This window comes from Microbacterium sp. PI-SA-G (assembly GCF_057215335.1).
Genome location: NZ_CM170103.1, coordinates 1,572,752 through 1,598,366, shown reverse-complemented (window position 1 = coordinate 1,598,366; position 25,615 = coordinate 1,572,752). Strand labels below are relative to the sequence as shown.

Below are 25,615 nucleotides of genomic sequence, written 5' to 3'. Positions count from 1 at the left end.
AGCACAGTGCGGATCGACACTCAGGCGCGACGCGTGATCTGGAGCGCGAGCGACCTCAAGGCCGCCGCCGAATGCGAGTTCGCGTGGTGTCGCGCGATCGATGCCAAGCTCGGGCGCGTCATCGCCGTCGAAGAGCCCGAAGATGCGACGCTCGCGCGCGCCGCGTTGCTCGGTGACGTCCATGAGCGCAATGTCCTGGCGAAGTACATCGACGAGCTCGGTGCCGATCAGGTGCACTCCGTCGAGAAGGTCTCGTCGGTCGATGCGCCGGCGCTGGCCGCGGCGGTCGCCGAGACCGCAGAGGCGCTGCGGTCCGACGCGCTCGTCGTGTTCCAGGCCGCGTTCGCGACGGAGGAGTTCGTGGGATTCGCGGACTTCCTGCGCCGCGATGACGGCGGTCGCTGGCGAGTGCAGGACTCCAAGCTCGCACGCAAGGCTCGCGTCACGGCGCTCATGCAGCTCGCGGCATATGTCGACCAGCTCGACCGCCTGGGCATCCCACGCGCCGAGGAGGTCGACCTCATCCTCGGCGACGGCACGATCAGCACTCACGCCGTCGATGACCTGCTGCCGTTGTTCCAGGTGCGCCGTCGACGTCTTCGCGCGCTCATCGCCGATCGCGACATCACGCAGGGTGCGTCGGGGTCGGCGCTCGCCTGGGGTGACGGACGGGGCGATCTCGACGTCGTGGCGTGCGGGCGATGCGCCACGTGCGAGGAACAGGTGCTCGCGCATCGGGATCTGCTGATGGTCGCTCGCATGCGTCCGGTGCAGCGAGCGCGTCTGCGTGCCGCCGGCATTGAGACGATCGATCAGCTCGCTGCCGCCGACGGCGCCCCCGACGGCATGAACACCGACACCTTCGGCGCGCTCCGGGCGCAGGCCCGGGTGCAGTTGCGCGCCGACGCCGAGGGCACGCCCACGTACGACGTCCACTACGCCTCCGCGATCCACACGCTGCCGGTGCCGAGCAGGGGCGACATCTTCTTCGACTTCGAGGGCGACCCGCTCTACACCGAGTCGGCGGCCGTCGGCGAGGCGCACTGGGGCATTGACTACCTGTTCGGGTGGGTCGACAACCACGACCAGTACTCCGCGCTGTGGGCGCACACGTTCGCCGATGAGAAGCGAGCACTCGAGCAGTTCCTCGACTTCGTGAAGCTGCGCAGAACCACGCATCCCGACATGCACATCTACCACTATGCGCCGTACGAGACCTCGCACCTGGTCGCGATGGCCGCACGGCACGGCGTGCGCGAGGGGGAGGTCGACCGGCTGCTGCGCGAGGGCGTCTTCGTCGACCTCTACCCGCTCGTGCTGCGCACGGTGCGTGTCGGATCGCGTTCCTATTCGATCAAGAAGCTCGAGCCGCTCTACATGGGTGACGACGTGCGTACGAGCGATGTGCAGAAGGGCGACGACTCGATCGTGCAGTACGTCGCCGCGCGCGAGATGGCGGCAGCGGGGGAGCAGCGCGAGGCGGACGCCGTGCTCGCGGACCTGGCCGACTACAACCGCTACGACTGCGTCTCGACACGGCGGCTACGCAACTGGCTGATCGAGATCGCGCGGCGCGAAGGCGTGACCCCCGCGCCACCGGATGCCGCGGACGACCTCGTCTACGAGCCCTCGCCGCGGTCGGTCGCACTGCTGGCCGACGCTGAGCGCGCGGTCGCTGCCGGTGCCGAGGCTGTCGGGCTTGAGGGGCCTCGATCCGGAGGATCCCCTGTCGATGGTCAGGTGCACCGCATCGCCGCGGCGGCGATCGACTACTTCCCGCGCGAGGCGAAGAGCTTCTGGGTCTCGCACTTCCAGCGTCTGCGCGAGCCGGTCACGATGTGGGACGGCACGCGCGACGTGGTTCGCGTGGATCGTCCGTCGTCACGGGTGCGCCGCGACTGGAGCATCGGCGAGGGACGCCGGGTCATGTCGCGCGACATCGAGATCCGCGGCGAGGTGTCACCGGGTACCACCCTCGGCGTCGGTGCTCAGCCATTCGCGCTCTACGAGGTGCCGCCGCCGTTCGACGCGGAGGTGCCGTCGCGTGCCGTGCACGTCCCCCACGGCCTGAGTGTGACCGAGGTGCTCGACGACGGCTACCTCGTGACCGAGTCCGCCGTGCAGGGCCAGACGTGGGACGAGCTGCCCATCGCGTTGACGCCGGCCGCTCCGCCGCGGGTCGTCTCGTTGCAGGGCGCCATCGACGAGTGGGCCGATACGGTGCATGCTGCTGCACCGGCGTTCCCCGAAGACGCATCGACGGACATCCTGCGCCGCATCCCGCCGCGCACGCTGTCAGGCGAGCCCATCCCCGTCGCGGGTGAGGACGTGATCGATGCGATCGTCCGCGCGGTGATCGATCTCGACCGCAGCTACCTCGCCGTGCAGGGCCCTCCGGGCACGGGCAAGACATACACCGGGTCTCGTGTGATCGCGCGGCTCGTCAACGATCACGGGTTCAAGATCGGCGTGGTCGCCCAGTCCCACGCGATCATCGAAACGCTCCTCGATCGCGTCGTGGCGGACGGCGTCGCTCCCGCGGAGGTGGCGAAGGCGCCGAAGGACGCGACCGTCGAGCCGAACTACACCGCGATCCCCAAGAGCGGCATGGCCGCGTTCCTCGCCGAGCACCGTGACGAGGGGGTCGTCGTCGGGGGAACGGCGTGGGACTTCAGCAACACCACGCGGGTCGACCGCGGGGAGCTCGACCTCCTGGTGATCGACGAGGCCGGGCAGTTCTCCCTGGCGTCGACCATCGCCGTGGCGGCCGGGGCGAAGCGACTGCTGCTCCTGGGCGATCCGCAGCAGCTGCCGCAGGTCAGTCAGGGCGCGCATCCCGAGCCGGTCGACACGTCCGCGCTGGGCTGGGTCATGGACGGCGACGCCGTCGTGCGCCCCGAGTACGGGTACTTCCTCGCGCGTTCCTGGCGGATGCATCCGGCCGTCGCCGCTCCGGTGTCGCGCCTCGCCTATGCGGGCAAGCTGGCCCCGGCGCCCGGCACCGAGCTCCGCACGCTGCGTGGCATCGAGCCCGGACTCCATGTGGTGCCGCTGCGTCACCGCGCCAATTCGACGCAGTCTCCCGAAGAAGCGGCCGAGGTCGTACGACTCGTGCAAGACCTCGTGGGCCGGTCGTTCACCGACAACGACGCCGAGGCCACGACCCGTGACCTGACGCAGTCCGACATCATCGTGGTCACGCCGTACAACGCGCAGCGTCAGCTCGTGCTCGACGCGCTCTCCGCCGCGGGCTATCCGCATGTTCCGGTCGGCACGGTCGACAACTTCCAGGGCAAGGAGGCGGTCGTCTCGATCACCTCGCTCGCGGCATCCAGCGGTCGCGATGCGCCGCGGGGACCGGAGTTCCTGCTGCTGCAGAATCGCCTCAACGTCGCGATCTCGCGCGCGCAATACGTGGCGTATCTCATCCACTCGCCGGCCCTGCTCGACGACCTTCCATACACGCCCGAGGGAGTCGCACGTCTGAGCGCCTTCGCCCGGCTGGTGGGGGTGGTCGACGAATGATGACTCCCCGCGATCTCCCGCGCGTGCACACCCAGGACGACATCCTGCAGGCCGCTGCGGCGTGGTTCTGGGTGCCGCGCGACGGCGAACATGAGAACGCCGAACTGCAGCTGGTGCGGTATCCCGCGCGCTTCGGCGGCGGCGTCCGCGGATCGCAGGTCCACTCGTCGCGCACCGCGTCCGAGGTGCTCGACCACGCGCTCGAACGCACGCGAGCCTGGGGCGAAGACACGCTCACCTTCTGGACGAACCCGTCCGACACGCCGGATCTCGAGGATGAGCTCGTGCGCCGGGGCGCCGAGCACATCGACACGGTCACGGTGTTCGCGCTCCGGATCGCTGACGCGCAGATCGACGTGCCTCGCGCGGCCACCGCTGAACTGGTGCACACCCTCGAACAGGTGCGCGAAGTCGACGCGATCAACGTGCCGGTCTGGCAGCAGGCCCCGCTCGACGACGACGGTCTGCGTGAAGAATTCGCCGAGATCGAGTCCGGTCTGGCATCCGCGACGGATTCCGCGTGCTCGGTCGGATCGACGGCGCAGCGGTCAGCACGGGCGGCTGCACCCTCGTCGACGGTTTCAGCAGGCTGTGGGGCGCGGCGACGCTCGACCATGCGCGTGGGCGAGGCGCCTATCGTGCGGTCCTGGCTGAGCGCCTGCGGATCAGCGCCGAGCGCGGCGCGGTGACAGCGCTCGTGAAGGGGCGCGTCGCCACATCGGCCCCGATCCTCGCGCGGGCGGGTTTCACCCGGTACGGCGACGAGCGCGCGTATCGCCTCCACACGTCCTGAGGCGCCGCCTCGCCCGACCGCTCAGTTGCGCCCCCTGATGTGGCAGGTCTCACGCCGCCGCAGGAGGCGTCACATATGGCCGCATCACCAGCGCTGAACCGGCCGAACGCGACCCCTCCCGCGGTGGGATGTGCCTTGGCGGGGCGCCCAGGGGGCGCAGATGGCCGCATCACCAGCACTGAACCGGCCGAACGCGACCCCTCCCGCGGGATGGGCCTTGGCGGGGGCGCCCAGGTGTCACATATGGCCGCTTAGGCAGTGTGGATGCGGCGAAGTGTGACCCCTGCCGCAGGGGAAGGGCCTCGGCGCGTGGCCCAGGTGTCGCAGATGGCCGCATAACCAGCGCTGAACCGGCCGAACGCGACCCCTCCCGCGGGATGGGCCTTGGCGGGGGCGCCAGGTGTCACAGATGGCCGCTTAGGCAGTGTGGATGCGGCCGAGTGCGACCCCCGCCGCGGGATCGCGCCTCGGCGCGGGGGAGCAGGAGTCACATATGGCTGCCTCGCCAGCGCTGAACCGGCGAAGTGAGACCCCTGCCACAGGGCAAGGGTCTCGGCGCGTGGCCGAGGTGTCGCATATGGCCGCATCACCGGCGCTGAGCCGGCCGAATGCGACCCCTCCCGCGACCGCGTCGAACCTCAGACGGTGCCGTAGAGCCGATCGCCGGCGTCGCCGAGCCCGGGAACGATGTAGCCCTTCTCGTTCAGCCGCTCGTCGAGAGCGCCCAGCACGAGGGTGACGTCACGGTCGCCGGCCATGGCCTCGATCGCCGCGACGCCCTCGGGGGTACCGAGCAGGCAGATCGCCGTGACATCCTTCGCGCCGCGGTCGAAGAGGAACTGGATGGCGGCGGCGAGTGAGCCACCGGTCGCGAGCATCGGGTCGATCGCGAAGCACTGTCGATCGCTCAGGTCGTCGGGCAGGCGCTCGGCGTAGGTCTTCGGCTCGAAGGTCTCCTCGTCGCGCAGCATGCCGAGAAAGCCGACCTCTGCGGTGGGGAGCAGCGTCACGAGGCCCTCGAGCATGCCGAGCCCGGCACGCAGAATGGGCACGACGATCGGGCGCGGCTCCGAGATCTTCACGCCCATGGTGGTGGTGACGGGGGTGGTGATCTCGATCGGGCTGACCTTGACGTTGCGGGTCGCCTCATAGGCGAGCAGGGTCACCAGCTCCTGGGTCAGCTGCCGGAAGACCGGCGACGGTGTGCGCGCGTCGCGCAGAACCGAGAGCTTGTGAGTGACGAGGGGGTGGTCGGCGACGTGAACACGCATGGGTACAGGCTAATGCGCTGACGGGTCTGGCACGACATCGTAGGCTCGACGCATGACCGCCGCCGACCTTCTCGCGATGCAGCGGGCTCTCGCGCTGGCAGCCGAGGCGGCGCTAGCCGACGAGATCCCGGTCGGCGCGGTCGTGCTCGACGCTGAGGGACGCCTCATCGCGGAGGGTCGGAACACCCGCGAGCACACCCACGATCCCACCGGGCACGCCGAGATCGAGGCGATGCGGGCCGCCGCGGCATCCGTCGGCTCATGGAACCTCGAGGGGCACACCCTCGTCGTCACGCTCGAGCCGTGCGTCATGTGTGCCGGAGCAATCCTCCAGGCCCGCGTCAGCCGTGTCGTGTTCGGCGCGTGGGACGACAAGGCGGGTGCTGCGGGGTCGATGTACGACGTGCTGCGCGATCGACGCCTTCCCTATCGCGCCGAGGTCGTCGGCGGTGTCGAGGCGGATGCCGCGACCGAGCTCCTTCGTGCCTTCTTCGCCGAACGCCGCTGACCCAGACGAACGCCGCTGACCCAGACGAACGCCGCTGACCCGCAGCGGCCGCGTCAGTCCGACGACTTGAGCACGAACACGTCGGTCGGTGGCTCGGGGTCGATCGCGGGGCGGTAGACGTCGGGCTCGATGTAGACGACGCGGGCGACCGGCACGGCTGCCCGAATGCGCGCCTCGATCACGTCGATGTCGTCGGCCGCCTCGCGCACGGTCTTGTCAGAGCTGAGGGCGACCTTCGCGGCGACCAGCAGCTCGTCCGGCCCGAGGTAGAGGGTCTTGATGTGAATGAGCTTCTCGACCTCGGAGCCCGCGGTGATCGCGTCGACGATGCGGTCGAGATCGGCGGCGGTGGCACCTTCGCCCACCAGCAGGCTCTTCGTCTCGACGCCGAGGATGATCGCGATCAGCACGAGCAGGATGCCGATCATGAGGGTGCCGAGTGCGTCGAACACCGGGTTGTGCGTGATCAGCGTGAGTCCGACGCCGAGCAGGGCGAAGGTCAGACCGGTGAGCGCGCCCACGTCTTCGAGCAGCACGACCGGCAGTTCGGGTGCCTTGGAGCGGCGCACGAACGACACCCACGACTGGCCCTCTTCTCGCACGAGGTTGCTCTCGCGGACGGCGGTGCGTAGCGAGAACGACTCGAGGCCGATCGCGATCACCAGCACCACCAGCGGCAGCCACCACCAGGTGCGGTCGAGCTCGTGGGGGTTGGTGAGCTTGTCGATGCCCTCGTAGATCGCGAACAGCCCACCGACCGAGAACAGGATGATCGACACGACGAAGGCGTACACGTAGCGCTCGCGGCCGTAGCCGAAGGGGTGCGCGCGGTCCGCGTCGCGGCGGGCCTTGCGGCCGCCGAGGAGTAGCAGCAGCTGGTTGCCCGAGTCTGCGACGGAGTGGATCGCCTCGGCGAGCATCGAGGCGGAACCCGACAGTGCCCACGCGACGAACTTCGCGAGCGCGATGCCGAGATTCGCCAGGAACGCCGCGACGATGGCCTTGTTGCCTCCGGATGCACTCATGCTGAGAGTCTAAGACGGCGGGCCGCCGGATTCAGGGTTTTACCCCGCCATAGGATGACGGCATGGCTGACTCGCTCCCCGCTCTCGCGTTCCTCGGTGCCGGTTCGATGGGCGGCGCGATCCTCCGGGGCGTCGTCGCGTCCGGCATCACGGTCGACGGGGCGATCGTCGCGACCAACCGCACGCAGGAGAAAGCCGACGCGCTCGCGGGTCTCGACGGCGTCACCAGCCTCGCGCTCGAGAATCGGCCGTCCGCCACCGCAGATGCCGCGGCATCGGCCCGCGTCATCCTGGTCGGCGTGAAGCCCGCCATGGTGCCGGATCTGTTGCGTGAGATCGCCCCGCACCTGGCCGCTGATGCGATCGTCGTCAGTCTCGCCGCCGGGGTCACCCTGCAGACCTTCGCCGCGTCGCTCGGAGACGACGCACGCGTCATCCGGTCGATGCCGAACACGCCCGCGACCGTGCGCAAGGCGGTCACCGGACTCGCGGCCGGTCCTGCGGCCGACGCCGAAGATCTCGCACTCGTGCGTCGTCTGTTCGAGACCGTCGGGGCCGTCATCGAGGTGCCGGAGTCGCAGATCGACGCCCTGTCGACGATCTCGGGGTCGGGCCCCGCCTACGTCTTCCTGCTGATCGAGGAGCTGACCCGTGCCGCCGTCTCGATGGGGTTCACCGATGCCGACGCCCGCCTGATGGCCGAGCAGACCTTCATCGGCGCCACGGCGCTGCTCGATGCCTCCGACGTCGACCCTGCCGAACTGCGCCGACGCGTGACGAGCCCGAAGGGCACGACCGAGCGAGCGATCGCGGTGCTGCAGGACGCGCACCTGGACCGTACGTTCGCGGATGCCGCGGCTGCCGCGCTCGCCAGGGCCAAGGAACTCGCGGCGGGCGGCTGACCATGCGGCTGCGGTTCTCGGGGGAGATCTGGTTCTGGCGCGGCACCGCGCCCTACCACTTCGTCTCGGTGCCTCCGGGGGACTGCGAGCTGATCCACGACATCGCCTCCGTCGTCACCTACGGCTGGGGCATGATCCCGGCGTCCGTGACCGTCGGCAGCACCACCGTCACCACGTCGCTGTGGCCGAAGGACGGCGGGTACATCGTGCCCATCAAGAAGGCGCTGCAGGACGGCGAGGGCATTGGGATCGACGACGTGGTCGACGTCATCCTCGACATCGACGCGTGAGCCGCTGAGCGGACTCAGCGGTCGAGCGCCGCGAAGCGCTCGATGTCGCTGTTGGTGCCCGACACGATGATCAGGTCGTGGTTGGTGACCACGGTGTTCGCCTCGGCGTAGCGGAACGGCTTGCCCGGGCTCTTCACACCGACGACGGTGACCTTGTACTTGGTGCGCACGCCCGACTCGTTCAGTCCGACGCCGCGGATGAACTTCGGCGGGTACATCTTCGCGAGCACGAAGTCGTCGTCGAAGCGGATGAAGTCGAGCATGCGCCCGCTCACCAGGTGCGCGACGCGCTCGCCGGCCTCGCGCTCCGGGTAGATGACGTGGTTGGCGCCGACACGGGCGAGGATCTTGCCGTGCGACTGCGAGACGGCCTTGGCCCAGATCTGCGGCACCTTCAGGTCGACGAGGTTGGCGGTGATGAGGACGGATGCCTCGATCGACGAGCCCACAGCGACGACGGCGACCTGGAAGTCCTGAGCGCCGATCTGGCGCAGCGCGTCGATGTTCTTCGCGTCGGCCTGCACCGTGTGCGTGACACGGTCGGACCACTTCTGCACCAGCTCGAGGTTGCCGTCGATGGCGAGCACCTCGCGGTCGAGACGGTCGAGCTCTCCGGCGCAGGCGGCGCCGAAGCGGCCGAGGCCGATGACGAGTACGGGAGCGTCGCTCCGGAGCACTTCAACCAACGATCGGCCTTTCCACTGGGAGTGAGTAATACTGCGATCGTGACGTCGCAGCGACCGCCGCAGCGAGTGTCACTGTACCAATGCGCCCCATGAAGATGGTCACGGCCAGGACGTACGATCCGGCGTCGGGTAGTTCTGCAGTCAGGCCCGTCGACAGGCCCACGGTCGCGAACGCCGAGATCACGTCGAACAGCACATGACTGATGTCGGCTTTGGTGATCTGGGCGATGATGATCGTCGAGAGCGCCACGATCGTCGCCCCCCACGCCACGACGCTGAGTGCGACGCGCTGCACGTCGCTGGGGATGCGGCGGCCGAAGACCTCGACCGACTGCCGTCCCTTGGCCTCGGACCACACCGCGATCGCGAGCACGGCGAGGGTCGTGACCTTGATGCCGCCGGCGGTCGACGCCGATCCGCCGCCGACGAACATCAGCATGCTCGCCGCGACCAGCGAGGAGCCGTTGAGGTCGGACATGTCGATCACGTTGAACCCGCCGGAGCGGGTCATCGCCGAGAGGAAGAACGCCTGGAACGTGGTGTCGGCGGCATCCATCGAGCCGAACGTCTTCGGGTTCTCGTACTCGAGGATCAGGAACACTGCGGCGCCGAGCACGAACAGCAGCACGGTCGTCACGAGCGTGAGCTTGGTGTGCAGGGACCAGCGCTTGACGTGCCACACGTGCTTGGCGAGCGAGTAGATCACCGGGAAGCCGATGCTGCCCAGGAACACCCCCGCCATCAGCAGGGTCAGCACCAGGTAGTCGTCGGCGAACACGGCCACGCCACCGTCGTTGGGCGCGAAACCGGTGTTGGTGAACGCCATGGCGGCGAAGTATGGGGCCTCCCACAGCGCGGCGACCGCGTCGACCTTCGCCATCACGAGCGCGGGGTAGAGCAGGACGGCGAGCACCCCCTCGATGATCAGGGAGGAGATGGCGACCGTGCGCAGCAGCTGGCCGACCTCGCCGAGCCGCACGGTCTGGCTCTCGTTCACCACGCCGCCGTGGGCGCGGAGCGGGTTCGTGTCTCCGGCGGCGAGCAGCTTGGCGCGCAGGCCGAGGCGCTTCGAGATCACCAGTCCCATCAGCGAGGCGAGCGTGAGCACACCGAGTCCGCCGATGTTCACGCCGATGAAGATGAGCACATGTCCGAACGGCGACCAGTGGTTCGCCATGTCGACGGTCGCGAGGCCCGTGACGCAGATGGTCGACACCGCGGTGAAGAGCGCGTCGCTGAGAGGTGTGACGGTGCGCGATGACGAGGCGATCGGCAGCGACAGCAGCACGGTGAAGACGAGGATCAGCAGCGCGAAGATGACGATCGCGAATCGAGAGGGCGACGAGGTGATGATGTGCTTGCCGCGCGAGGCGATGTCACGCAGGACGCGCTTCGGGGACGACGCCGAAACGATGCCCGACATCGCTTCCCCCTTCTCGCTCACCGATCCGCACTCCGCGGCGGCACGGCAGCCTCCGCCGAGCCTTCGTCATGGTACTCCGTGCCAGGGGAGACTAGCCTGAACTCATGACGGACATCTTCGACGTGATCGCAGACGGTACGAGGCGCGACATCCTCCAGCTCCTGCTGCGACGCACCACCGAAGGAGACGCCGGTACGAGCGTCAGCCACATCGTCGCCGAACTCGGCATCAGCCAGCCCACCGTGTCGAAGCATCTGAAGGTGCTACGCGACGCGGAGCTCGTGACCGTGCGCGAAGACGGCCAGCGGCGCTACTACAGCCTGGCGGTCGAACCGCTCGAGGTCGTCGACGACTGGCTGGTCCCGTTCCTGATGGATGCGTACGGTGACGACGCCCCCGACATTCAGTACCCCTCGCTCCCGATGCCCGACAGTGCCGCCCACGCGGCCGAGGTCGTCGGTCGCGCTGCGGCCTCCGCCAAGCACGTGGTGGCGACCGCCCTCAAGCGCCTCGGCGCCTGAGCGAGTTCACACGAGCCACATGGGTTTACACGCGTCCCAGCTACCCCATAGAGTGTGCACATTGAGAAAGGGGTACGTGGGATGCCCGAAGTTCCTGACGTCCGGTTCCTGACGGTGGCGGAAGTCGCTGACATCATGCGCGTGTCGAAGATGACCGTCTATCGACTCGTTCATGCCGGCGAATTGCCCGCCATCCGATTCGGCCGCAGCTATCGCGTGCCCGAGTCGGCCGTCGCGGACGCCCTCCAGCGTCCGATCGCCGACGTCGGCTGAGGTCGAGCGACCGCGTTCCCCGGCGGTGTCCGTCGGGGTGCTGGGGTTTTGCTAGACTGATCCGAGGCATTTTTTCCGTGCCCGTACTCGGGTGTCCGCCTTTGCGAGACGCCCAGCCACTGACTTAGTGAGGTTTCCGTGGGTTCTGTCATCAAGAAGCGCCGCAAGCGCATGGCGAAGAAGAAGCACCGCAAGCTGCTTCGCAAGACTCGCCACCAGCGTCGCAACAAGAAGTAAGCGGCCAGACACGAGCGCCTGTCTTCGGACGGGCGCTTTGTGTCTCCGGCCCCATCGATCAGCTGTCACACTGTGAGGACGCCATGAAGTCGATCACCGTCACCGAACTCGCCGAGCGCACCGCCACGCCGCTCATCGACGTGCGCGAGACCGATGAGTTCGCCGCCGGGCATGTGCCCGGCGCGGTCAACATCCCGATGTCCGAGATCGGCAACCGGCTCGACGAGCTTCCGAGTGAGTCCTTCGACGTGATCTGCCAGGCGGGCGGACGATCGGCACGCGTGGTCGAGGCGCTCGAGGCGCGTGGCTATGACGCCACGAACGTCGAGGGCGGCACGGGCGAGTGGATCGCCCAGGGCCGCGCGGTGGAGACACCCTCGGCGTGACCACGCTCACGCTGATCGGCAAGCCCGACTGCCACCTCTGCGACGTCGCATCCGAGGTGATCGACGCGGTCGTGGCCGAACTGCCGGATGCCGCGGCGGAGCAGCTCGAGATCGTCGAGGCGTCCATCACGGACGACCCCGCGCTGTACGAGCTGTGGTGGGAGAAGATCCCCGTCGTGCTGATCGACGGTCGGCTGCACGCCCACTGGCGCGTCTCGCCCGACCGTCTGCGCGTCGCCCTCGAAGAAGCCGTCCGATCCGTCGCGCCCCGCGACCAGAAGGAGTCCCTGTGACCATCCGCCATGTCGTCTCGTGGAAGCTCGCCGCCGAAGACGCTGCGACGCGTCACGAACAGGCCGCCGAGGTCGCGCGCCGACTGATCGGTCTGCAGGCGGAGATTCCGCAGATCCTGTCGATCACGGCCGGAGCGAACGTCGCGTACCCCGAGGCCAACTGGGACGTGACTCTGGTGGCGGACTTCGACTCGCTCGAGGCGCTGGAGCAGTACCAGGTGCACCCCGCGCACGTCGAGGTCGCCGGCTTCGTGCGCTCGGTGGTCGCCTCGCGTGCCTCCGTCGACTTCGAGATCTGACGCGCGGCGTCGGTCCGTCCGTCCGGCGACGAGATGGATGAGATCACCTGGCGTGACATCACGATCGCCTGGGCGCGTCCCTCGGCTGTTCGCGGCTTCGCAGAGGACGATCTCGCAGCGATGGGTGAGTCGCAGGTGGCACGATACCGCGCGCTGGATCCGGTGCGCGCGGAGGGCTTCCTCGCCGGACGGGCGCTGCTGCGGGACCTGATCTTCCGGCTCGGAGGCGCCTCCGCGGTGACCCTCGACAGCGCGTGCGCGCGGTGCGGGCGAGACCACGGCGTGCCGCGCACCCCGGGTTTCGTGCTCAGCGTCAGCCACGCGCATGACCTCGTCGCCGTGGCCGTGTCGCGAGGGTCTGCACCCATGGCTATCGATGTCGAACATGCCGCGTCGTCGACTCGGGTCGCCGAGCTCGCGCCGCTCTTCGCTCCGCGACCCGCGCCGGATCTCGCGGAGTGGACGCGCATCGAGGCGGCGGTCAAGGCGGACGGACGCGGGCTCGCGATCGACCCGGCGGACGTGCGCCTGCAGGCGGAGACGATCGGGATATCGCCGCAGGAGTGGACGGCAGAACTGCCCGGCCGCGCCTCGCGCCTTCCGGTGATGACCCTGGCGGGCCCGCCCGGTTACACCCTCAGTGCCGCCCGCGGCTGACCGGCACCGGGCAACGCCGGCAGCGGCAGCTCGTCGAGCCAGGTGCGCATCAGCGCCCGGCCGTCGGGGCCCACGACCTCGTCGACCAGACCGAGGAAGTCGTCGGTGGTGACCGCGAGGCCGGTGAAACGCGTGGTCCATTCCCGCGCGAACGCGAAGAAGCGCTCCGATCCCACGATCATCCGCAGTGCGTGCAGTGCGAGTGCGCCCCGCTTGTAGACGCGGTCGTCGAACATGTCGGTCGCACCCGGGTCGGAGAGCAGCAGATCGGCCGGAAGCAGCGCCAGGCGCGCGTGATGCGACACCGCCATCGTGTGTGCGGTCGGACCGCCGGATGCTTCGGACCACATCCACTCGGCGTAGCAGGCGAAGCCCTCGTTCAACCAGATGTCCTGCCAGCGGCTCACGCCCACGCTGTTGCCGAACCACTGGTGGGCCAGCTCATGCGCGATCAGCCGCTCGCAGCCCCCGGCGCCATCGATGTGGTTCGCGCCGAAGATCGCCATGCCCTGCGCCTCGAGCGGGATCTCGAGGTCGTCGGGGGTGACGACGACCTTGTACGACTCCTGTGGATACGGCCCGAAGGCGTCGACGAACACCCGCATCATCGCGCCCAGGTCGGCGAAGTCCGCCTGCACGCGGGAGGCGAGCGCGCGGGGGTAGTACAGCCGCCCGGCGGTGTCGCCCAGCGTCACGCGCTCGTCGGCGTACTGCCCGATCTGCACGGTCATCAGGTAGGTGGCCGTGGGCAGAGGCTGTTGGAAGGTCCAGCGCACCCGGCCGCGCTGCATCGAGCGCGTCGCCGCACCGCCGCTGACGACCGTGTACTCGGGGTCGGCGGTGAACTCCAGACGGTAGGTCGCCTTGTCGGAGGGCAGGTCGTTGCACGGGAACCACGTCGGCGAGCCGGTGGGCTGCGAGGCGACGAGCGCGCCGTCCTCGAGCTCCTCCCATCCGAGCAGTCCCCATCGGGTACGGCGGGGTGCCGGGGCGCCGGAGTAGTCGACGGTGATCGTGAACTCGTCGCCGGCCGCACGATCCTGGGTGAAGAGCACCTTGACGCGCCGCTGATCCTGGCGGAACGTGGCCCCGCGATCACCGCTCACCCGTACCTTGGTGACCTTGAGCCCGACGAGGTCCAGCGAGACGTGCTTCGCGGCCTCCTGCATGCGCACGTGCAGGACCGCCGACCCCACGAGTCGATTCGTGGGAACACGGTAGTCGAGCGTGAGGTCGTAGTGCCGCACCCCGTAGCGGCGGTCGCCGCTGTGCGGGGTGTAGGAGTCGACGATCATGCGTCGGTCGCCTGGTACGAGCGCACCTTCACCGCACGCCACGGTCCGATCGGGTTGCCGCTCCAGCGGCTGCCGACGGGCACGAACTCCCCGCGCATCACGAGCGAGGCGGGACCCACGGTGGCATCCGCGCCGATCGTCGCGGCGGGAAGGATCACACTGTGCGGCCCCAGGGTCGCACCGTTCTCGAGGGTGACGGAATCGATGCTCATCACACGATCATGGAACAGATGCGTCTGAACCACACATCCGCGGTTGACCGTGGCGCCGTCGCCGAGGGTGACGAGGTCGGGTTCGGGCAGCCAGTAGCTGTCGGTCCACACCCCTCGGCCGATTTTCGCGCCGAGCGATCGCAGCCAGATCGCGAGGGCGGGAGTGCCCGACGCCGAGTTGGCGAACCAGGGAGCGGCGACCATCTCGGTGAAGGTGTCGGACACCTCGGTGCGCCACACGAAGCTCGACCACAGCGGGTGCTCACCCGGACGGATCGGCCCGACGATGATCCACTTCGCGGCGGTCGTGATGCCCGCCGCGAGGGCGCCGGCGGTCAGCATCACCGCGGGGGAGAGCGCCACCGCCCAGGCGAGACCCACCGCGTCGATGAGCGCGGCGAGCGTCAGCATCACGGCGAGCCCGAGCGCGCAGGTGACGATCACGGGGATGACACGGCAAAGTTCCCACAGGGCGCGGGCGACCCGCAGTCCCCGCCGCGGACGATACGTGCGGGCCAGGTCGGCGTCATTGACCACGCGACGCAGGCGCGTGGCCGGCGACCCCAGCCACGATGACCCGGCCTTCGCCTTCAGCGGGGCGACCGAGAGCACCGCGACGAGTCCGTCACGCGGCACGTTGTGCCCGCCCGCGGCCAGGCCGGAGTTGCCCAGGAACGCGCGCTTGCCGATGCGCGCCCGCGCCAGCCGCATCCATCCACCCTGGAGCTCGTAGGTCGCGACCATCGTGTCGTCGGCGAGGAAGGCACCGTCGGCGATGGTGGTGAACTTCGGGATCAGCAGCACGGTCGACGCCTCGACGTCGCGGCCGACCTCGGCGCCCAGCGCACGCAGCCACAGCGGGGTGAACCCGCTGGAGTACAGCGGGAACAGGAAGGTGCGCGCCGAGTCGAGGAGCCGTTCGGTGCTCCAGGCCTGCCACGCGACCCGCGAGCGCACCGGGTGCACGCCCTCGGTCAGCCCGACTCCGAGCAGGCGAACGAGTCCGAGCACCAGAAGCGCGAAGACCGCTCCCGTCAGCAGCACACCGGGAACGAGCAGGGCGAGGGCGCCGGGGATCGCGTCGAGGATCGAGTCGGCCCCACGCATGCCGGACGCCACGACCGCGGCCCCGGCAGCGAAGGCGAGAAGCGGCAGTACACCCAGCAGCGCCGACGATGCCGCGTAGGCCCAGAGCCAGCGTCGCTTGCTCGGCGGACGATGCGGGGCGAACGGCTGCGAGGCCCCGCCGGTGCGTGCGGCGGGCGAGCCGGCCCAGTGCTGACCCGCGCGGACGCGTCCGAACACCGCCGACCCGGGAGCGATCTCCGCCGCGCGACCGATCTTCGTGCCCGGAGCCAGCGTGCTGCGCGCCCCGATGGTCGCGTCGGCACCGATGCGGATGCTGCCGATGCGCACGGTGTCGCCGTCGATCCAGTACCCGGTCAGGTCGACCTCGGGTTCGATCGAGGCTCCCGCGCCGATGTCGAGCATGCCGGTGATCGGCGGCACGGTGTGCAGGTCGACGTCCTTGTGGATGCGCGCGCCCAGTGCACGTGCGTAGTAGACGACCCACGGCGCCCCGGCAAGGCCGACCGGGTCGACCTGCTGCGCGATCTGCTCGGCGAGCCACAGCCGCAGATGCACAGCACCGCCGCGCGGGTGGTCGCCGGGGCGGACCCCCGCGAGCAGCAGCCGCGCGGCCACGGCCGCGATGGTCATCTTGCCGATCGGGGTGGCGAACACGAGCAGACCCACCAGCACGACCCAGCCCGAGACGTCAGGCAGGAAGTCGAATCCGGGCGCGAGACGCAGCAGCCAGCTGGCGGCGAGCAGGAACAGCAGCCAGCGGATGCCGGTGAACACGAAGAGCGGGAATCCGGCGATCGTCTGCACCCACTGCATGCGCCGAGGCGTCGGTCGCGGCTGACTGAAGACCCGGTCCGCATCGTCGGCTCCGGCATCCGACTCCTCCTCGACGGCGTCCGCCATCTGACGGAGCCGCGGAAGGTCGTAGACGTCGGTCATCGTGAACTCGGGCGCACGGGTGCGCAGACGCGACACCAGCTGTGCGGCCGCGAGTGAGCCGCCGCCGAGCTGGAAGAAGTCGGCGTCCTCGTCGGTCGGGCGTACGCCCAGGACGGCGAGCCATTGCTCCGAGAGCCATGCGGCCGTGCCGGAGAGGTTCGAGTCCCCCGCGTCGGACGACTCGAGCGGCCAGGGCAGCGCGGCCTTGTCGACCTTGCCCGAGGTGCGCACGGGCAGGTCGTCGACGATCGCCAGCAGAGGGATCAGCGGTGCGGGCAGCGTCTCGGCGAGCTCGGCCCGAGCGGTCTGACGGTCGAACCCCTCGTCGGGCACGACGTAGCCGACCAGCAGTGGCATCCCGCTCTCGGTCTTCTGCACCACGACGGTGGCGGCCGAGACCGCACTGAGCGCCTGCAGGGCGGACTCGACCTCGCCGAGCTCGATGCGGCGTCCGCCGATCTTCACCTGGTCGTCGGCGCGGCCCTGGAACAGCAGTCCCTCCGACTCGAAGCGCACCACGTCGCCCGATCGGTAGGCGCGATCCCACCCGAGCGTCGGCATCGGGGCGTACTTTTCGGCGTCCTTCTCCGGATCGAGGTAGCGCGCGAGGCCCACCCCGCCGATGATGAGTTCGCCGCTCTCGCCCTCGGCGACGCGCTCGCCGGCCGCGTCGACGACCGCCAGCGACCAGCCGTCGAGCGGCAACCCGATGCGGACCGGACCGGTGCCGTCCATCAGTGAGGCGCAGGCGACGACCGTGGCCTCGGTCGGGCCGTAGGTGTTCCACACTTCCCGCCCGTCGGAGGCGAGCCGGGCCACGAGCTCGGGCGGGCAGGCTTCGCCGCCGAAGATCAGCAGGCGCACGTTCTCGATCGCGTCCTGCGGCCAGAGCGCGGCCAGGGTCGGCACCGTCGACACGACGGTGATGCCGTGTCCGAGCAGCCACGGACCGAGATCCTCCCCGGAGCGCACCAGCGCGCGGGGTGCCGGCACGAGACAGGCGCCGTGTCCCCACGCGAGCCACATCTCCTCGCACGAGGCATCGAACGCGACCGAGAGCCCCGCGAGCACGCGGTCGCCCGGACCCAGCGGAGCGTCCTGCAGAAACAGCCGCGCCTCGGCGTCGACGAACGCGGCCGCCGAGCGGTGCGAGACCGCGACGCCCTTGGGAACCCCGGTCGAGCCGGAGGTGAAGATGATCCAGGCGTCGTCGTCGACGGTCGGCGGCGCGACGACGGGCACGGCCGAGGTGCTCGGGTGCGGAGCATCGCCGGGGAACAGCTCGGCAGGTGCCGAGGCATCGGCCGGTCTGTACACCCCGCCGTCGGTGATGATGCCCGCGATCCGGGCCTCGCGGAAGACCAGCTCGGCGCGTTCCTCGGGGTCATCGGCGTCGACGGGCACGTAGGCAGCGCCGGCCGCGAGCGTGCCGAGGATCGCGATGTACAGCTCGCGCCGACCCGACGCCAGGCGGATGCCCACGCGGTCGCCCGAACGCACGCCGCGAGCGCGCAGCAGCGCGGCGGTGCGCCAGACGTGCGCCAGCAGCTCGGAGTAGCTGAGGGCGCCGTCGGCGTCTTCGATCGCCGATGCCTCCGGATGACGCGCGGTGGTCTCGCGAAGGATGTCGATCAGTGTGCGCGGTGTGGGAGCTTCAGTCGAACGATCCAGCACCGCCTGCACGTCAGCGCCCAAGGAGGTCGATCAGAGCGGCCTTCGTCAGGCGGGAGTAGCCGATGTGGCCGGCCGCGCGGGCACGTCCGCGGAGCTCGATCACGGTGAGCGACGTCAGGTCGTCGGAGGGAGTGCCGGGGAGGATCGCCGCGACGGGTGCCGTGGGCTCGATCACCGAGGCCGCTTCGAGAGTGGGGAGAGCGGGGAGGTCCGCGGGCGCCTCGATCGGCTTCGGGGCATCCTGCTTCTTCGCGACCGCGCCCTTCTTCTTCGGAGCATCCTTCTTCGAGGAGGCATCCTTCTTCGAGGAGGCGTCCTTCTTCGGCTCCTGCAGGCGTGCGGTCGCCTCCTGCAGGCGCTCGGTGGCGCTGGTGGCGGACTTGCGGACCTTCTTGGGTCTGTCCGCGACCTTCTTCTTCGACACCTTCGCGGCATCCTTCGCGTCCTCGACGAGAGGCTTGAGCTTCTTGGCCTGCTTCTTGGGCAGCGACTTGACCAGCTTCTTCGCGTCCTTCGCGGCATGCTTGGCGGCGTCGATGGCCGCCTCTGCGTCGCGCTGCGCTGTCGTCTTCTTCGCCATGATCGATTCCCTTGCTCTCAGAGCGCGAGCGCTCGTGTGTTTCCGGCACAGAAGATAGCGCGTCCAGGTGAACAGCCGGTGCTGTGACCGGTGAGGCGCCGTTTCGCACGTCTGTGCGGACGGCACTTGCAACACAAATGTAACCAGCAACGTACGCCCGTCGTAGCTCGCAGCGACAGGCCGCATGTTTAGATGAAGTCCTACCGTCCGTGGGCTGTCTGCCCCGTCTCTCCTAGGAGCTGTCATGCAGCGTCGCACCATCTTCGCCGGGCTCGCGCTCGCAGCGACCGCCACCCTCGTACTCTCCGGCTGCGCCAGCGGCTCGGGCGACGCCGGCAGCGGCGAACCGGCGGCAGGCGACGAGTACGACCTGGTCGAGGCGGGCACGCTGACCGTCTGCTCCGACATTCCTTACGCTCCGTTCGAGTTCGAGGGCGGCGACAACGGCACCGGCTACACCGGTTTCGACATCGACCTGCTCGACGCGATCGCGACGCAGCTCGACCTCGAGCTCTCGGTGCAGGACGTGGGCTTCGACGCTCTGCAGTCCGGCACGACCCTCGCCGCGGGCACCTGCGACATCGGCGCCTCGGCGATGACCATCACCGAAGAGCGCAAGGCGAACATCGACTTCTCCGAGCCCTACTACGACTCGCTGCAGTCGCTGCTGGTGCGCACCGACTCGGGCATCGAATCGATCGACGACCTCTCGGGCAAGAACGTCGGCGTCCAGCAGGGCACCACCGGTGAGACCTACGCCACCGAGAACGCCGAGGGCGCCGAGCTCGTCCAGTACCCCTCGGACGGCGAGCTGTGGCCGGCCATGCAGGCAGGCAACATCGACGCGATCCTGCAGGACCAGCCGGTGAACCTCGAGCACGAGAAGGCGGACTCCGCCTACAAGATCGTCGAAGAATACGAGACCGGCGAGTCGTACGGCTTCGCCTTCGCCAAGGGCGAGAAGGACGCGCTGCTCGATGCGGTCAACGGCGCTCTGCAGGAGCTCCGCGACAGCGGCGACTACCAGACGATCTACGACAACTACTTCACCGCGAAGTAAGCGGCGGACAGAGTAGGTCGAGGAGACCTTGACAATGGCGTTGAGGCGCACCACGAAGAACAAGCTCTACCGGTACATCGTCTATGCGGTGCTGATCGCCCTCGTCGTATGGGCGGCGGTCAGCACCGACTGGGCGAAGATCGGTCCGCTGTTCTTCAATCCCGAAGTCGCGGCGAAGATGTTCCCCGGGATCATCACCGTCGCGCTGGTGAACACACTGTGGTTCACCGCCGTCGCGTTCACGGCGGGTCTGCTGCTGGGCATCGTCCTGGCGCTGCTGAAGCTGTCGAGCATCGGACCGTTCCGGTGGATCGCCACCGCGTGGATCGAGCTGTTCCGCGGACTGCCCGCGATCCTGACGATCTTCGCCGTCGCGTTCATCGTGCCGATCGCGCTGGGGATCTCGGGGCGCGATCTCGGCGGCCCCGTGGTGCTCGGGCTCATCGGTCTCATCCTGGTCGCGTCGGCGTACATGGCCGAGACGATCCGCGCCGGCATCCAGGCGGTTCCGAAGGGGCAGACCGAGGCGGCTCGCTCGCTCGGCATGTCGCCGATGAAGACCACGTTCTGGATCATCGTGCCGCAGGGGTTCCGCATCATCATCCCGCCGCTCACGAACGAGTTCGTGCTGCTGCTGAAGGACACCTCGCTGCTCTTCGTCGCCGGAACCTTCATCTGGTCGAAGGAGCTCACCAACTTCGCCCGTGACGCGGCGACGCAGAACACGAACGCGACCCCGCTGATCATGGCGGCGGTCCTGTACCTGATCGTGACGATCCCCCTGACACGCTTCAGCGCGTGGCTGGAACGACGGATGGCGAAGCAGCGATGATCACCGACCTGATTGATGTGCACGCCCCGGCGATCGACCTGCAGGGGCTGGTGAAGTCGTTCGGCGACAACGAGGTGCTCAAGGGCATCGACCTCACGGTGCAGGCGGGCGAGGTGGTGTGCGTGATCGGACCCTCGGGTTCGGGCAAGTCGACGCTGCTGCGCTCGGTGAACCTGCTCGAGGAGCCGACCGGCGGCAAGGTGCTGATCGAGGGCATCGACATCACCGATCCGGACGTCGACATCGACCGTGTGCGCACCCGCATCGGCATGGTCTTTCAGAGTTTCAACCTGTTCCCGCACCTCGACGTGATGGGCAACCTGATGATCGCGCAGCAGCGCGTGAAGAAGCGCTCGAAGGCCGAGGCCGCGCAGGTCGCGAAGGAGATGCTCGCACGCGTCGGCCTTGCCGAGAAGGCCGATGCGTTCCCCGGACACCTCTCGGGTGGGCAGCAGCAGCGCGTGGCCATCGCCCGGGCACTGTGCATGAACCCCGACATGATGCTGTTCGACGAGCCGACCTCGGCGCTCGACCCCGAGCTTGTGGGCGAGGTGCTGCAGGTCATGCGTCAGCTCGCCGACGAGGGCATGACGATGCTGGTCGTGACGCACGAGATGGGCTTCGCTCGCGAGGTCGGGTCGCGCCTGATCTTCATGGACGGCGGACACATCGTCGAAGAGGGCGACCCGCGCGACGTGATCGGCAACCCGCAGCATCAGCGTACGAAGGACTTCCTGTCGCGCGTGCTGTAGTCCCCGTGGGGCGCTGACACCGCGCTTTCGTGCCGAGACCCCGTGCTGCGAACGCTTGCCGCACGGGGTCTCGGCGCGAGACCCGGGGTCTCGGCGGTGAACAGGGGTGCTCAGCCGCGGGGGTGCACGGCCACGGGCTCGGGCGAGACCGCGATGTGCACGCGGTCGCCGAAGGCGGGATGGATGCCGGGGGCGTGCTGCACCCGCACGAGCTCGCCGGCCTCAGTGCGCACGAGGGTGCGGCGCATGCTCCCGAGGAAGGTGCTCTCCTCGACGAAGGCCTCGGTCGCGGCATCCGCCTCGGACGCGAAGTACACGTTCTCGGGGCGCAGGTACACGTCGACCGGTCCGACCGCAGGGGTCTGCAGCGGCAGGCGCTGGCCCCACACCATGACGTGGTCGCCCTCGCCGACACCCGAGACGACGCTCGAGAGGCCCACGAACGCGGCGACACCCGCGGTCGACGGGGTCGTGTAGAGCTCCTCCGGCGAGCCGATCTGCTCGATGCGGCCCGAGTTCATCACGGCGATCCGGTCGGACACCGCGAGGGCCTCCTCCTGGTCATGCGTGACGAAGACGGTCGTGATGCCGAGGCGCAGCTGGATGCGGCGGATCTCGTCGCGCAGCTGCACCCGCACCTTCGCATCGAGCGCCGAGAGCGGCTCGTCGAGCAGCAGCACCTTCGGCTCGGTCACGAGCGCGCGGGCGAGCGCGACGCGCTGCTGCTGCCCGCCCGACAGCTGGTGGGGGAAGCGATCGGCGAAGTCCGCGAGGCCCACCAGCGCGAGAGCGTCGAGTGCACGCTTCGCGGCGGCGGCCCGCGCGACGCCGCGTCGGCGCAGACCGAAGGCGGTGTTCTCGGCCACCCGCAGGTGCGGGAAGAGCGAGTACGACTGGAACACCATGCCGATGTCGCGCTTGTTCGTGGGCACGCGCGAGACGTCGCCGCCGCCCAGCAGCACCGCGCCTTCGTCGGCGCCCTCGAGTCCGGCGAGCACGCGCAGCAGCGTGGTCTTGCCGCATCCGGACGGGCCCAGCAGCGAGACGAACTCGCCCGGAGCGATGTCGAGGTCGACGCCGTGCAGCACCCGGGTGCCGGCGTAGCTCTTGACGATGCCCTGCAGCTGAACGCGCGTGCCCTCGCCCGCCTCGGCGAGCAGCAGGTTGTCCTGTGTGCGGGGGAGTGCCTGGTCGGGGGTCATGAGCGGGCCTTTCCGGTGCCGCGGGCGACGCGGCCGATGATGAGGAGCAGGAGGAAGCAGAACAGGAGCGCCAGCAGCGTGAAGATCGCCGGAGCGTACGGGTCCTGCTTCTGCACGACGACCATGGCCGTCTGGAACACCTGACGGTTGAGCAGCGAGGCGATCGTGAACTCGCCCAGCACGACGGCGATCGAGATCAGCGACGCCGCCAGCAGGCCCTGACGCAGGTTGGGAGCGAGTACCTGCAGCACCACGGTCGACCAGCTCGCTCCGAGGGAGCGGGCGGCTTCGGAGAGCGTGCGCAGATCGGCGGCGTCGATGGATGCCTGAATCGAACGGAACGCGAACGGCAGCACGGTGACGCCGTATGCGAACGCGAGCGTCCAGGTGCCGGTTCCGAGGGAGCGGCCGATCTGCAGGTAGATCGGTGCAAGACCGACGACGAGCACGATCGCGGGAATCGAGATCGGCAGGAGAGCGGCGAACTCGAACATCGCCCGCAACTTCGGGAAGCGCAGGTTCACCAGGATCATCGTCGGCGCGAGCAGCAGCAGCACGATGGCTACCGTGACGAGTGCGAGCACCAGGGAGTTGCCCAGCCCGGTCCAGATCGGCTTGATCGCCGCTGAGGCGGCGGGATCGAACAGCGCCGTCCAGCGCTCCAGCGACACACCCTCGGTGCCGCGCAGCGTGAACAGGAAGGTCGAGACGAGCGGGATCGCGAAGAACGCTCCGACCAGGATGCCGATGACCCAGCGCGTCGCGCGCGAGGGAGCGAGACCGTTCACGACTGCCACCTCGCTGCCCGACGTTGGATGAGCGAGTACAGCGCCATGACGACTCCCACGATGATGATCATGCCGAGCGCGAGCGCGCCGGCGAGGTTCTCGCGCCCGAGCACGGTCTCGCTGGTCAGCGCGGCACGGATCTGCAGCGGGACGATCTGCGACCCCTGGCTCGCGAGTGCGGCGGCGGTGGCATACGACGAGAATGCGTTCGCGAACAGCAGGAGCAGGCTCGCGAGGAAAGACGGCGCGAGCACGGGCAGTCCGATGCGCAGCCAGAAGCTCGCGCGGGTGCCGCCGAGCGTGAGGTTCGCCTCGGCCCACTGGGGCTTGAGCGCCGCCAGCGCGGGCATGAACGTGATCACCATCAGCGGGATCTGAAAGTAGATGTAGGGGAGCACGAGGCCGGGAAGCTCGTAGAGCCAGGTGCCGTTCTCGTAGATGTTGAGCCCGAAGCTGTCTTCGAGGAAGACCTTCAGCACGCCCTGGATGCCGATCGTGGCGATGAACGCGAAGGCGAGCATCACTCCGCCGAACTGTGCGAGCACGCCCGCCGCCGCATCCACCGTCGAGCGCACGACGCCCTCGGGATTCATGCCGAGCAGGGCATAGCAGACCAGAGCCCCGACGAGGGCTCCGACCAGCGCGGTGAACAGCGAGAGCCCGGCCGAGTTCGCGAACGTCGTCAGCACGACGGGGTCGGCGAGGGCGCCGACGTTCGACCAGGTGAACGAGCCGTCCTTCGTGAAGAAGCCCGACCCGATCGCGAGCACGGTCGGCACGGCCAGGAACAGCACCACGTAGGCGGCGAAGGGGACGAGCCCGAGCCACGCCCACGACGGTGCGGACCGCCGGGCCCTCGCTGTGTGCGAGGACCCGGCGGGGAGGGTGGGGACGGATGCCGCGGCATCCGTCCCCGGTGCGGTGAGGGTGGTCACTGGACCGCCGCTGCCCACTTCTCGCCGAGGAGCGTGCCGGCCGTGGAGCTCTGCTCCTCCGTCGGGACGACGGTCTCCGCCGGCACCTCGGGCAGAGCCGAGGCGAGCTCCTCGTCGATGGTGCCGGCCTCGGTCATGGCCTCCATGCGAGCCGGACGCGCGCCGCCCTTGAGCCACAGGTTCTGCACCTCGTCGCTGTAAAGGAACTCCTGCCACAGACGAGCCGCCGCGGGGTGCGGGGCGTCGACGTTGATGGCCTGGTTGTAGTACCCGGCGTAACCGGTGCCGTCGAGCACGACGACCTCCCAGTTCTCGTTGTCGGCCTTGTGCGAGGCGTTCAGGTAGTCCCAGTCGAAGACGACCGGGGTCTCGCCGCTGGCGACGGTCGCCGTGGTCACGTCGACCTTGAGCATGTTGCCGGCCTTCTGCAGCTCCGAGAAGAAGTCGATTCCGGGCTGGAAGTCGTCGAGCGTGCCCTCCGACTGCACGGTCGCGAGTCCCACGGCAGCGAATGCGGCGCCGGCCTGGGTGGGGTCGCCGTTGATCGCGACGGCGCCCTTGTAGTCGGCCGAGAGCAGATCGGCGAGCTCGCTCGGAGCCTCGAACTTCGAGGAGTCGTAGCCGATCGACATGTATCCGCCGTAGTCGCCGACGAACAGGCCAGTGGGCTCCTTCAGCGCCTCGGGGATGTCATCCCAGGTCTCGACCTTGTACGGAGCGAAGACGTCGGTGTTCTGCAGCGCGACCGTGAGGCCGAGGTCGAACACGTCGGGTGCGGTGTCGAGGCCCTTGTTGGTCTCGGCGGCCTGGATCTCCTCGGCGCTGGAGACGTCGGGGGAGGCCTCGTTGATCACGATCTCGGGGTACTTCTCGGTGAAGAGATCGATGATCTCGCCGTAGTTCGCCCAGTCGCGGGGGAGCGCGATGACGTTCAGCGCGCCCTCTTCCTTGGCGGCGGCCTCGAGGTCAGCCAGGGTGCCGAAGTCGGCGAGCGAGGTCGCGGCGGCGGCGTCGACCGCGTCGCTGCTCGATGCGGGAGCATCGGTGCCGCCGGCGCAGCCGGTCAGGGCGAGTGCGGCCGTGGTGGCCAGGGCGATGCCGGCGCCGAAGCGCGCGCGGCGGGTGTTGCGAGCCATGTGTGTCCTCTCGGGTGACCGGCGATCGCCGGTAC

The 25,615-nt window shown here is 69.1% G+C and carries 26 protein-coding genes; 15 read left to right on the top strand and 11 right to left on the bottom strand.

The annotated features are described in order from the left end of the window. Window positions 1-6 precede the first annotated feature (6 nt). Together AC2D10_RS07920 and AC2D10_RS07915 are read left to right on the top strand one after the other, a co-directional pair. Window positions 7-3,525, top strand: coding sequence for a TM0106 family RecB-like putative nuclease (locus tag AC2D10_RS07920; protein WP_484711542.1), 3,519 nt, complete (start codon window positions 7-9; stop codon window positions 3,523-3,525). Beyond that, window positions 3,522-4,214, top strand: coding sequence for a hypothetical protein (locus AC2D10_RS07915; RefSeq protein ID WP_484711541.1), 693 nt, complete (start codon window positions 3,522-3,524; stop codon window positions 4,212-4,214). The genes AC2D10_RS07920 and AC2D10_RS07915 overlap by 4 nt, the downstream gene beginning before the upstream one ends. A gap of 742 nt (window positions 4,215-4,956) precedes the next feature. Here the strand turns inward: AC2D10_RS07915 and upp are convergent. Further along, on the bottom strand, window positions 4,957-5,589 hold the full coding sequence (gene upp, locus AC2D10_RS07910; protein WP_484711540.1) for a uracil phosphoribosyltransferase: 633 nt from the start codon (window positions 5,587-5,589) through the stop codon (window positions 4,957-4,959). Window positions 5,590-5,641: 52 nt separating this feature from the next. Here upp and AC2D10_RS07905 point away from each other — a divergent pair, with 52 nt between their 5' ends. Then, window positions 5,642-6,097 (top strand): nucleoside deaminase, encoded by a 456-nt coding sequence (locus AC2D10_RS07905; RefSeq protein WP_484711539.1) that lies wholly within the window; start codon window positions 5,642-5,644, stop codon window positions 6,095-6,097. A 53-nt stretch (window positions 6,098-6,150) separates the two neighbouring features. Here the strand turns inward: AC2D10_RS07905 and AC2D10_RS07900 are convergent, their stop codons facing one another. Beyond that, window positions 6,151-7,122 (bottom strand): cation diffusion facilitator family transporter, encoded by a 972-nt coding sequence (locus tag AC2D10_RS07900; RefSeq protein WP_484711538.1) that lies wholly within the window; start codon window positions 7,120-7,122, stop codon window positions 6,151-6,153. Window positions 7,123-7,184: 62 nt separating this feature from the next. Between AC2D10_RS07900 and proC the strand changes: the two genes are divergently transcribed. Further along, complete coding sequence (gene proC / locus AC2D10_RS07895) at window positions 7,185-8,024, top strand: pyrroline-5-carboxylate reductase (protein WP_484711537.1); 840 nt, start codon at window positions 7,185-7,187, stop codon at window positions 8,022-8,024. A 2-nt stretch (window positions 8,025-8,026) separates the two neighbouring features. Next, a complete protein-coding gene (locus tag AC2D10_RS07890; RefSeq protein ID WP_484711536.1) occupies window positions 8,027-8,314 on the top strand; it encodes a DUF1905 domain-containing protein in 288 nt (95 codons plus the stop codon). A gap of 14 nt (window positions 8,315-8,328) precedes the next feature. Here AC2D10_RS07890 and AC2D10_RS07885 read toward each other — a convergent pair whose 3' ends face one another. After that, window positions 8,329-9,000, bottom strand: coding sequence for a potassium channel family protein (locus AC2D10_RS07885; RefSeq protein WP_484711535.1), 672 nt, complete (start codon window positions 8,998-9,000; stop codon window positions 8,329-8,331). Beyond that, window positions 8,993-10,423 carry a TrkH family potassium uptake protein gene (locus AC2D10_RS07880; protein ID WP_484711534.1) on the bottom strand — a complete coding sequence of 477 codons (1,431 nt, stop codon included), beginning with the start codon at window positions 10,421-10,423 and terminating at the stop codon, window positions 8,993-8,995. Before AC2D10_RS07880 ends, AC2D10_RS07885 begins: the two co-directional genes overlap by 8 nt. A gap of 104 nt (window positions 10,424-10,527) precedes the next feature. Here AC2D10_RS07880 and AC2D10_RS07875 point away from each other — a divergent pair, with 104 nt between their 5' ends. The 7 genes from AC2D10_RS07875 to AC2D10_RS07845 all read left to right on the top strand — a co-directional run bounded on the left by AC2D10_RS07875 (window position 10,528) and on the right by AC2D10_RS07845 (window position 13,089). After that, the gene (locus tag AC2D10_RS07875; RefSeq protein WP_484711533.1) at window positions 10,528-10,944 is read left to right on the top strand and encodes an ArsR/SmtB family transcription factor; all 417 of its coding nucleotides are present in this window, start codon (window positions 10,528-10,530) and stop codon (window positions 10,942-10,944) included. A gap of 81 nt (window positions 10,945-11,025) precedes the next feature. Next, window positions 11,026-11,217, top strand: a complete 192-nt coding sequence (locus AC2D10_RS07870; RefSeq protein WP_045279170.1) for a helix-turn-helix domain-containing protein — start codon at window positions 11,026-11,028, stop codon at window positions 11,215-11,217. A 138-nt stretch (window positions 11,218-11,355) separates the two neighbouring features. Further along, window positions 11,356-11,454, top strand: coding sequence for a 30S ribosomal protein bS22 (locus AC2D10_RS07865; protein WP_003792170.1), 99 nt, complete (start codon window positions 11,356-11,358; stop codon window positions 11,452-11,454). An 83-nt stretch (window positions 11,455-11,537) separates the two neighbouring features. Next, complete coding sequence (locus tag AC2D10_RS07860; RefSeq protein WP_484711532.1) at window positions 11,538-11,840, top strand: rhodanese-like domain-containing protein; 303 nt, start codon at window positions 11,538-11,540, stop codon at window positions 11,838-11,840. Next, window positions 11,837-12,133, top strand: a complete 297-nt coding sequence (locus AC2D10_RS07855; RefSeq protein WP_484711531.1) for a glutaredoxin family protein — start codon at window positions 11,837-11,839, stop codon at window positions 12,131-12,133. Before AC2D10_RS07860 ends, AC2D10_RS07855 begins: the two co-directional genes overlap by 4 nt. After that, a complete protein-coding gene (locus AC2D10_RS07850) occupies window positions 12,130-12,432 on the top strand; it encodes a Dabb family protein (RefSeq protein ID WP_484711530.1) in 303 nt (100 codons plus the stop codon). The genes AC2D10_RS07855 and AC2D10_RS07850 overlap by 4 nt, the downstream gene beginning before the upstream one ends. Before the next feature lie 33 nt (window positions 12,433-12,465). Next, window positions 12,466-13,089, top strand: a complete 624-nt coding sequence (locus AC2D10_RS07845; RefSeq protein WP_484711529.1) for a 4'-phosphopantetheinyl transferase family protein — start codon at window positions 12,466-12,468, stop codon at window positions 13,087-13,089. Here AC2D10_RS07845 and AC2D10_RS07840 read toward each other — a convergent pair. Genes AC2D10_RS07840 through AC2D10_RS07830 form a run of 3 tightly spaced genes read right to left on the bottom strand, consistent with a single transcriptional unit; the run spans window position 13,062 to window position 18,875 of the window. Beyond that, a complete protein-coding gene (locus AC2D10_RS07840) occupies window positions 13,062-14,384 on the bottom strand; it encodes a M1 family metallopeptidase (RefSeq protein WP_484711528.1) in 1,323 nt (440 codons plus the stop codon). The two genes, AC2D10_RS07845 and AC2D10_RS07840, sit on opposite strands and share 28 nt — an antisense overlap. Further along, complete coding sequence (locus AC2D10_RS07835; protein ID WP_484711527.1) at window positions 14,381-18,316, bottom strand: Pls/PosA family non-ribosomal peptide synthetase; 3,936 nt, start codon at window positions 18,314-18,316, stop codon at window positions 14,381-14,383. The genes AC2D10_RS07840 and AC2D10_RS07835 overlap by 4 nt, the downstream gene beginning before the upstream one ends. Beyond that, window positions 18,306-18,875 carry a hypothetical protein gene (locus AC2D10_RS07830; protein WP_484711526.1) on the bottom strand — a complete coding sequence of 190 codons (570 nt, stop codon included), beginning with the start codon at window positions 18,873-18,875 and terminating at the stop codon, window positions 18,306-18,308. The genes AC2D10_RS07835 and AC2D10_RS07830 overlap by 11 nt, the downstream gene beginning before the upstream one ends. Window positions 18,876-19,119: 244 nt before the next feature. On the opposite strand from AC2D10_RS07830, the gene AC2D10_RS07825 reads away from it, so the two are divergent. From AC2D10_RS07825 to AC2D10_RS07815, 3 genes are read left to right on the top strand one after another with little or no spacing between them, the layout of a single operon-like run. Continuing rightward, window positions 19,120-19,935, top strand: a complete 816-nt coding sequence (locus AC2D10_RS07825; protein WP_484711525.1) for a basic amino acid ABC transporter substrate-binding protein — start codon at window positions 19,120-19,122, stop codon at window positions 19,933-19,935. Window positions 19,936-19,969: 34 nt separating this feature from the next. Beyond that, window positions 19,970-20,767, top strand: coding sequence for an amino acid ABC transporter permease (locus tag AC2D10_RS07820; RefSeq protein WP_484711524.1), 798 nt, complete (start codon window positions 19,970-19,972; stop codon window positions 20,765-20,767). Next, entirely contained in the window at window positions 20,764-21,519 is a 756-nt protein-coding gene (locus AC2D10_RS07815) for an amino acid ABC transporter ATP-binding protein (protein WP_484711830.1), read from the top strand. The genes AC2D10_RS07820 and AC2D10_RS07815 overlap by 4 nt, the downstream gene beginning before the upstream one ends. A gap of 110 nt (window positions 21,520-21,629) precedes the next feature. Here the strand turns inward: AC2D10_RS07815 and AC2D10_RS07810 are convergent, their stop codons facing one another. The 4 genes from AC2D10_RS07810 to AC2D10_RS07795 are packed head-to-tail and all read right to left on the bottom strand — an operon-like array spanning window position 21,630 to window position 25,580. Continuing rightward, window positions 21,630-22,721: an ABC transporter ATP-binding protein gene (locus tag AC2D10_RS07810; protein WP_484711523.1), complete on the bottom strand. Its 1,092-nt coding sequence runs from the start codon at window positions 22,719-22,721 to the stop codon at window positions 21,630-21,632. Then, window positions 22,718-23,509 carry an ABC transporter permease gene (locus tag AC2D10_RS07805; RefSeq protein ID WP_484711522.1) on the bottom strand — a complete coding sequence of 264 codons (792 nt, stop codon included), beginning with the start codon at window positions 23,507-23,509 and terminating at the stop codon, window positions 22,718-22,720. The genes AC2D10_RS07810 and AC2D10_RS07805 overlap by 4 nt, the downstream gene beginning before the upstream one ends. After that, window positions 23,506-24,444, bottom strand: coding sequence for an ABC transporter permease (locus AC2D10_RS07800; protein ID WP_484711521.1), 939 nt, complete (start codon window positions 24,442-24,444; stop codon window positions 23,506-23,508). The genes AC2D10_RS07805 and AC2D10_RS07800 overlap by 4 nt, the downstream gene beginning before the upstream one ends. After that, the gene (locus tag AC2D10_RS07795) at window positions 24,441-25,580 is read right to left on the bottom strand and encodes an ABC transporter substrate-binding protein (RefSeq protein ID WP_484711520.1); all 1,140 of its coding nucleotides are present in this window, start codon (window positions 25,578-25,580) and stop codon (window positions 24,441-24,443) included. Before AC2D10_RS07795 ends, AC2D10_RS07800 begins: the two co-directional genes overlap by 4 nt. Window positions 25,581-25,615 lie beyond the last annotated feature (35 nt).